The sequence below is a fragment of the Sphingomonas sp. genome (assembly GCF_042091075.1).
Classification (GTDB): Bacteria; Pseudomonadota; Alphaproteobacteria; order Sphingomonadales; family Sphingomonadaceae; genus Sphingomonas.
Genome location: NZ_JBELIE010000155.1, coordinates 1 through 7,907 on the forward strand (window position 1 = coordinate 1; position 7,907 = coordinate 7,907).

General features: G+C 69.5%; 7 protein-coding genes and 1 pseudogene. 4 read left to right on the forward strand and 4 right to left on the reverse strand.

Annotated features, from left to right (window positions below):
- Window positions 1-784, reverse strand: a 784-nt coding sequence (locus ACFDSW_RS13535) for a TGS domain-containing protein (protein WP_375250815.1), incomplete at its 3' end; no start/stop codon positions are given.
- Window positions 785-1,105: 321 nt separating this feature from the next.
- On the opposite strand from ACFDSW_RS13535, the gene ACFDSW_RS13540 reads away from it, so the two are divergent.
- Window positions 1,106-1,744: a TIGR02281 family clan AA aspartic protease gene (locus ACFDSW_RS13540; protein WP_375250809.1), complete on the forward strand. Its 639-nt coding sequence runs from the start codon at window positions 1,106-1,108 to the stop codon at window positions 1,742-1,744.
- A gap of 132 nt (window positions 1,745-1,876) precedes the next feature.
- Window positions 1,877-2,842 (forward strand): GGDEF domain-containing protein, encoded by a 966-nt coding sequence (locus ACFDSW_RS13545; RefSeq protein ID WP_375250810.1) that lies wholly within the window; start codon window positions 1,877-1,879, stop codon window positions 2,840-2,842.
- Window positions 2,843-2,903: 61 nt separating this feature from the next.
- Here ACFDSW_RS13545 and ACFDSW_RS13550 read toward each other — a convergent pair whose 3' ends face one another.
- Complete coding sequence (locus ACFDSW_RS13550) at window positions 2,904-3,719, reverse strand: LD-carboxypeptidase (RefSeq protein ID WP_375250811.1); 816 nt, start codon at window positions 3,717-3,719, stop codon at window positions 2,904-2,906.
- 51 nt (window positions 3,720-3,770) lie between these two features.
- Between ACFDSW_RS13550 and ACFDSW_RS13555 the strand changes: the two genes are divergently transcribed.
- Window positions 3,771-5,231: a glutamate ligase domain-containing protein gene (locus ACFDSW_RS13555; RefSeq protein ID WP_375250812.1), complete on the forward strand. Its 1,461-nt coding sequence runs from the start codon at window positions 3,771-3,773 to the stop codon at window positions 5,229-5,231.
- 54 nt (window positions 5,232-5,285) lie between these two features.
- Here ACFDSW_RS13555 and ACFDSW_RS13560 read toward each other — a convergent pair whose 3' ends face one another.
- Together ACFDSW_RS13560 and ACFDSW_RS13565 are read right to left on the reverse strand one after the other, a co-directional pair.
- A complete protein-coding gene (locus ACFDSW_RS13560; protein WP_375250813.1) occupies window positions 5,286-6,665 on the reverse strand; it encodes an ATP-binding protein in 1,380 nt (459 codons plus the stop codon).
- The gene (locus tag ACFDSW_RS13565) at window positions 6,665-7,360 is read right to left on the reverse strand and encodes a response regulator (protein WP_375250814.1); all 696 of its coding nucleotides are present in this window, start codon (window positions 7,358-7,360) and stop codon (window positions 6,665-6,667) included. Before ACFDSW_RS13565 ends, ACFDSW_RS13560 begins: the two co-directional genes overlap by 1 nt.
- Window positions 7,361-7,468: 108 nt before the next feature.
- On the opposite strand from ACFDSW_RS13565, the pseudogene ACFDSW_RS13570 reads away from it, so the two are divergent.
- Window positions 7,469-7,907: pseudogene (locus tag ACFDSW_RS13570) on the forward strand (hypothetical protein); the annotation flags it as partial.

A 7,907-nucleotide genomic window follows, 5' to 3' on the forward strand; every position in this document is an offset into this window, starting at 1 on the left:
GGAGGTGGAACAGGTCCATCTCCTGCCCGATCTTGCGATGATCGCGCTTGGCGGCTTCCTCCAGCCGGAACAGATGCTGGTCGAGCTGCTTCTTGTTGAGCCAGCCGGTGCCGTAGATGCGGCTCAGCATCGCATTCTTCTGGTCGCCGCGCCAATAGGCGCCGGAGACGCGCGTCAGTTTGAAGGCATTCGGATCCAGCCGCCCGGTCGAGGGCATATGCGGCCCGCGGCACATATCGAGCCACGCGCCCTGGCGATAGATCGTCAGTTCCTCGCCCTCGGGCAGTTCGGCGGCCCATTCGGCCTTGAACGTCTCGCCCTGCGCGCGCCACGTGTCGATCAGTTGCTGACGCGACCAGACTTCGCGCGTGAACGGTTCGTTCCGCGCGATGATACGGCGCATCTCCGCCTCGATCGCGGGCAGGTCGTCATCGGTGAACGGGCGATCCCTGGGGGCGAAATCGTAATAGAAGCCATCGTCGGTCGCCGGGCCGAAGGTGATCTGCGTGCCGGGGAACAGATGCTGCACCGCCTCCGCCATGACGTGCGCGAAATCGTGGCGGGCCAGTTCGAGCGCATCCGCCTCGTCACGCGGCGTCACCAGCGCCAGCGCGGCGTCGTGCGTCAGCGGGCGGGAAAGATCGCGCAGCTCGCCGTCCACCCGCGCCGCGATCGCCGCCTTGGCAAGCCCCGGGCCGATCGCGGCGGCGATGTCCGCCGGCGTGGTGCCATGAGCGACCTCTCGCACCGAACCGTCGGGCAGTGTGATCGAGAGCATTTCCATCGACGTCATTCCTACGCAGACCGGGATCGCGGCGTCCTCGCCGCCGCGTCCGGCGAAGTGAGCGACCGTGTTGAGATAAGGGCCGGGATCGGGGTGGGGACGCTCGATCCACCCGCGATCCGGGTGGGTGGCGGCGCGTCAGGCGGAGACGCGGTCGCCGACCCCCGGACACGCCGGGGTGGTGGTAGTGAGCGTGATAGGGAGCAAGGCCAGCCTCATCGCGTCGCGCTATAGCGCGGCCTGCGCTGTCGCGCCAGTCGTTACGCGGGTGAACGCCGGGTCATTCCGCCGATGCCCGCGCCATCCTATATCCGCATCACCATGCCATCCGCCTTTACCGCCAATCCGCATTTCTACCTGCTGCTCGGCGCGCTGTTGCTGGCGGCGCTGGTCGCCCGGCGGATTCCGTTGCTGCGCACGCTGGTCAGCCTCGCGATCTGGCTGGTGGTGGGTGTGCTGCTGTTCGCGCTGGTGACCGAGCGGGAGCGGTTCGATCCATGGATGGCGCGCATCGCCGCCGCGCTCAATATCGAGAGCCAGCAGGTCGCCGGGGAAGAGACGCGGGTGCGGATGAGCCCCGATGGCCATTTTTACGTGAGCGCGCATCTCGGACCGGCGGGCGGCGGGATCACCCGCCGCTTGCTGGTGGATAGCGGCGCGACGATCACCGCACTGTCACCTCCGACCGCCGCCGCCGCGGGGGTGGTGGTCAAGCCCGCGATGTTCCCGGTATTGATCAAGACCGCCAATGGCACGATCCAGGCGCAGACCGGCGACGTATCGCAATTGCGCTTCGGCAATGTCGTCGCGCGCGATCTGGCGGTGGTCGTGTCACCGGCGTTTGGCGATATCGACGTGATCGGCATGAATTTCCTGTCGCGGCTCAAATCGTGGCGGGTCGAGGGCGACGTTCTGATCCTCACCCCGCATCATCCGCAGGACGCTGCGAACGGTGCATAAGCACCCGAGCGCTGGTATTTCCGGCGGCTGGACGGCACTTCCGGCGGCTCATATCGTTGACCGCCCGCGGGCGCGCCCCGTTGCCGTTACCATCGTGTTGCCAGCGGGCGACGCTATTGATCCGGGGGACCGATGAAGGCGAAGTTCGACCGTGCGTATCAGGCGCTCGAGTTTTTGCTGAACCATCACCTCGACCCGACACCGCTCCACTACGAACTGGCGCTGGCGCATCTGGCAGGCGCTCATCCGGGTCTGTCACGGCAGATCGAGCAACTGACCGAGGACGGCTTGCGGTTGAGCGCCGGTGACGCCGCTCAGCTGGCACGGAGCCACGGCATGCCGCGTGAGGGGCAGCGGCTGGAGGCGGCGGAGGCGCAGGTGCTGAGCCACACCCATCGGCTGGAAACGCTGACCAACGAAACGCAGGAGATCACCGGGGATTTCGGGCGAGACCTGGCGCGGATGCCGGTTGCGGAGGGCTCGCTTGCGGATCTGACCCGTCAGATGATCACGCGGTTGACGCAGGCGGAGCACGACCTTGCCGGCATGGCGTCGGAGATCGTCGACCTGCGCCGACAGATCCACACCCGCCATGACGACGCACAGTCGGCGCTGTCGCCGGACGGCGCGCACGACATGCTGACGGAAACGTCGTCACGCCAGGTGGGCGATGTCCTGCTGCTGTCCCTCGCGGCTGAGCCGCATGGCTATACGCTCGCGCTCAGCAAGCTGGACGATCTGCACCTGATCAACAACCGCTATGGCCGGACGGTCGGCGACAACGTGCTGCGCGCAATGGCGTCGACGTTGCGACAGGCATGCGAGGGGCATGAGCTGATCCGCTGGACCGGGGACGAGTTCCTGACGATCTTTCGTGGCGTATCGCTGCACAGCGCGCACGACATGATCGACGCGGCGCGCGACGCGATGGTCCGCCGCACGTTGCGCCTGCGCGGCGACGGCACGCCCATCGGGACGGTCACCTTTTCCGCTGGCCTGGCGGCGGGGCGGGGCGACGATCCGGCGGAGGCGCTTCGTCGCTCAAAGGGGCTGGCGTTGAACGCGATGGCGTCGGGCGGGAATGTGGTGCTGACCTGAGCGCCCGTGGCCCACGCCGCCGCCTGCCGTCGCCGCGCCGTCGTGCGCCGCCACCCGGCGATCAGATCGTGCCGAACGGCACCACGTGATTGTCCTGCGTGTGTCCGATCACCGCGCGACCCAGATAGGGGACGCCCAGTTCGCCGCACCAGCGCGTCATCATCGCATCGGGCGCTTCCCCCCATGCGGGTACATTGTCCTTTATCGCGGTCAGCGCGCCCAGCCGCACCCCGGCGAGGCGGCGGAGTGCCGGGGCGCTGGCAAGCGTGAACAGCATGCGATCGATCGCGTACATCGCCTCCGACACTTCCTCGACGATCAGCACATGCCCGTCGAGGTTCGGCATCCAGCGCGTTCCGATCAGCGCGCTCAGGATCGACAGGTTGAACGCCGCCGCCGGCCGCGTGTCGAGCCCGGGCTCCAGCCCCGCCCGATCGCGCCGCGCCAGCCAGCCGAGCGCGCGCGCGACCGTCTGATCGCCCTGCTGCCGGCCGATGTCGCTCGCCATCGGGCCGTGCACCGGGTGCCCGATGCGTTGCGCGTAGAGCGCGCCGAGCAGGAAGCCGACATCGGAATAGCCGAGATAGGTCTTGGTACGCGCCGCCGCGCCGAGCCGCGGCATCACCGCCGACAGGATGCGGTTCGAGCCATAGCCGCCACGCAGGAACCAGATCGCGTCGAACGCCGGGTCGTTGGCATATTCGACGAACGCCGCCGCGCGGACCGCGTCGGACCCGGCGAAATGCCCGTCGCTGGCATAGCATTGCGGGTGGAAGACCAGATCGACCTCGGGATAGGCGATCGCGGCGAAGGCCGACACCGGGGCGATCACGTCGGGGTTGGCCACGCTGCTGGCCGCCAGTACGCCGATCCGCATTCCACTTCCCCAGCTTGCCACCGATGCCCAAACCGCCGATAGCCCGCCGTCATGCATGACGGCAATGTGTCAGGCCAGCGCTTCTTCCTGGTCGGTATCGGTGGATCGGGGATGATGCCGCTGGCGATGATCCTCGCGGGGCGGGGGGCGATCGTCGCCGGCAGCGATCGTGGGCTCGATCAGGGGCGCGTTCCCGCCAAGTTCGATGCGCTGCGCGCGCAGGGGATCGCGCTGTTCCCGCAGGACGGCAGCGGCATCAGTGATGCGGCGCAGATCGTCGTCGCCTCCGCCGCGGTGGAGGACGACGTCGCCGATATGGTCGCGGCACGCGCGCGGGGCTGCGCCCGGATGTCGCGCGCCGAGCTGAATGCGGCGCTGTTCAACGCCAGCGGCATCGCGATCGGCGTCGCGGGAACCAGCGGCAAGTCGACCGTTACCGGCATGATCGCGGCGATCCTGCATCATGCCGGGCTCGATCCGACGGTGATGAACGGCGCGGTGATGAAGGATTTCGCCGCCCCGGATCGCCCTTTCGCCAGCGCGCTGGTCGGCGGGACGGCGCTGTACGTCAGCGAGGTTGACGAAAGCGACGGCTCGATCGCGCTGTATCGGCCGCAGGTGGCGGTGCTCAACAACGTCAGCCTGGACCACAAGTCGCTCGACGAACTGAACCGGCTGTTCGCTGCCTTCGTCGCCGGCGCGCGCACTGCGGTCGTCAATGCCGACAACAACGATGCCGCCGCACTGGCGATGACGCTGCCGCGTACGCGCGTGACGTCGTTCTCGTTGCGGGACGCGGCGGCGGACCTGTTCGCCGATGCGGTGGAGGAAGCCGAATTCGCCGCGCGCTTCATGCTGCATCATCGTGGACAGCCGGTCCGCCGCGTCGTGTTGCGCGTGCCGGGACGGCACAATGTCGCCAATGCGCTGGCGGCGATCGGTGCCGCGCTGGCGGCGGGCGTGGCGCTGGAGCAAGCGCTGGCGGGGATCGAGCAATTCAGCGGATTGCGCCGCCGCTTCGACCATGTCGGTGCGGGCGGCGGGGTGACGGTGATCGACGATTTCGGGCATAATCCCGACAAGATCGCCGCGACGCTGGATACGCTGCACGCCTTCCCCGGGCGCGTGATCGCGCTGTTCCAGCCGCACGGTTATGGCCCGTTGAAGATGATGCGAGCCGAACTGGTCGACATGTTCGCGCGGCGGCTGGCGACGGATGACCTGCTGATCCTGCCCGATCCGGTCTATCAGGGCGGTACGGTCGTGCGCGAGGTGACCAGTGCCGATATCGCCGCCGATATCGTCCGCGCCGGGCGGCAGGCGTTGCATATCCCGGATCGCGAGGCGGCGGCGGCGCATGGCATCGCGGTGGCGCGGCCGGGGGACCGGATCGTCGTGATGGGCGCGCGCGACGATACGCTGTCGCTGCTGGCGCAGGATATGGTGCGGCGGCTGGATCGGACCGCCGCCATGGCACCCGCCAGCGACGCGGTGTCGCGCGGCGAAAGCTAGGCGGACCGTCCCCGCTGGCCGATGACCTGCATATCCTCCCCTGCCGGGGAAGCATCAATGGGCCGTCGCGGGGGCCCCGGCGCCAGCTTCTATCACCGACGGCAGGGTCAGCCGCGCCGCCAGCCCGCCGCCCTCCGCCGAATCGAGCACGAGCGTGCCGCCGTAGCGTGCGGCCAGATCGCCGGCGATCGCCAGGCCGAAGCCATGGCCATCGCCGCGCTCGTCCAGTCTCACCCCCGGTTGCGCCACCCGTTCGCGTTCCGCGGCGGCGATGCCGGGGCCATCGTCGGCGACCGTGATCGTCAGCCGGCGCGCGTCTCCGGCGGGCTGGGACACGATGACGCGGATCATCCGTGCCGCGTGACGCGCGGCATTGTCGAGCAGGTTGCCCAGCATTTCGTCCAGATCATGCCGGTCGACCGCCACGCGGTGCGATTCGGCCCCGGTCACCTCTATCGACACGGCGCGATCACCGTGCAGCCGTTGTACCGCCGTCCCGATGTCGGCGATCGCTGCGGACAGATCGGTCGACGCGCGCAGGTCGGTCGCTTCGGCGCGCGCGCGGGCGAGATGATGCCGGATCGTGGCGTCGATCCGCGCCACCTGTCGCGCGGCGTCCGGCCGGTCGCGCAGTTCGAGCGCGAGCGCGGCGACCGGCGTCTTGAGCGCATGCGCCAGATTGGCGGCGGTGGCGCGCGCGTTCGCCAGCGCGGCGGCATTGCCCTCGGCAAGGGCGTTCAGTTCCTGCGCGAGCGGTTGCAATTCGCTTGGCTGATCCTCGTCGACCCGGGTGCGCTGCCCGGCGCGGATCGCGGCAAGCTGGTCGCGCAGGCGCCTGACGGGGCGCAGGCCGACGCGCAACTGCACCAGCGCCGCGGCGGTCAGCAGCACCGCCAGCGCGACCAGCAGCGCCAGCAGCGGCATCAACGCGCCGCGCAGCGGGCGGCGGATCACGTCACGGGGGGCGGCGGCGGTGATCGTCACCGGGCCACGCGGCGTGCCGATCACCACCTGTCGCGCGTGATAGCCCTCGCCGGACGAATCATGGCCCTCGATCGGATGCAGGCGCGCCCGCTCGTCCGGCTTCGTCCGGGGCGCGGGGGGCGGCGCGGGGCCGTCGGGAACGGGATCGTCGGGAATGGGGAGATCGGTGGAGCCGAACGCGCCATCGCGTGACTCGATGCGCCAGCGCCAGCCGGGGCCATCGTCCAGCACCGCCGCCCGCGCGACGATCCGCGCGCGATCGATCCGGCCATCCACCCCGATCGCCGTGGCCAGTAAGGCGATTTCCGCATCCAGCCGCCGGTCGATGCCCTCGGTGACGACCCGCCCCAGCACCCCGCCGATCGCCCAGGCGGCAAGCAGCAGTGCAACCCCGGTCGCGGCGATCGACAGCGCCAGCATCCGCGCGTGCAGCGAACGCCGGCGGGGCATCAGGCCGCCTGCCCTCCGGCCCGCCCCTCATCATCGCCCCCGCACGCCAGCCGATAGCCCCGTCCGCGCACCGTCTCGATCAGGTCGCTGCCGATCTTCTTGCGCAGCCGGCCGATGATCACCTCCAGGCTGTTCGAATCGACGTCGGCGTCTCCCTCATAGACCCGCTCGAGCAACTCCAGCCGCTCGATCACGGCGCCCCGCCGCAGCATCAGCTGCGACAGCACGCGCCATTCGAACGCGGTCAGCCGCAAGGGCAGTCCATCCCGCTCGAACTGCCCGGTCTGCGTATCGAAGGTGATCGCGCCGCAGGTCAGCCGCGGCTGCGCATGGCCGCTCGCGCGGCGCACCAGCGCGCGCAGCCGCATCACCAGCTCCTCGACGCGGAACGGTTTGACGAGGAAATCGTCCGCCCCAGCCTTGAACCCGGCGACCTTGTCGGACCAGGCGTCGCGCGCGGTCAGCACCAATACGGGCAGCACGCGCCCGGCGGCGCGCCACTGCCGCAATACCGCCACGCCATCCTGCCCCGGCAACCCCAGGTCCAGCACCGCGACATCGTAATGTTCGGTATCGCCCAGATGTGCCGCATCGATGCCGTCCGCGACCAGATCGACCGCAAACCGCTCTTCGCGCAGCGCCCGCGCGATCACGGGGCCCAGATCGCGATCATCCTCGACCAACAGGATACGCATGCACAGCTCCTACGACCACTCTCTAAACCGAAATTGAACGTTCCGGTTCAGCGGGGATGGGCGAAGTGCCGCCTAGAAGGACGTCATCGGAAACGAAAGGACTGGACGATGACTGATCGAATGATGAACCAGATCGGGCGCCGTGAGAAGCTGGCGCTGGGCGGTGCGGCGCTGCTCGCGCTGGGCGTGGCCGGCGGCGCCGGGGCCATGTCGCTGACGCGGCCGACGGTGGAGATGGCACCGACCGTGGCGACCGCGACGGCAAAATTGGCCGACACGCGCGGCGTGGTGACGGTCAAGGGGCGCGTCGCGGCGGTTTATGGCGATCGCTTCGTGGTGCAGGACGCGACGGGGCGTGCGCTGGTCGACGCCGGTCGGCACGATGGGATGGCGCTGCGCACCGGGGCGCCGGTGACGGTGCAGGGCCGCTATGACGACGGCCAGCTGCGGGCGCGCTATCTGGTCGATGCGAACGGCACGGTGCAGGAGGTCGGCCCGCCCCCGCCGCCCCCGCCCCACGGAGCCGGCGCGCCGCCGCCACCTCCGG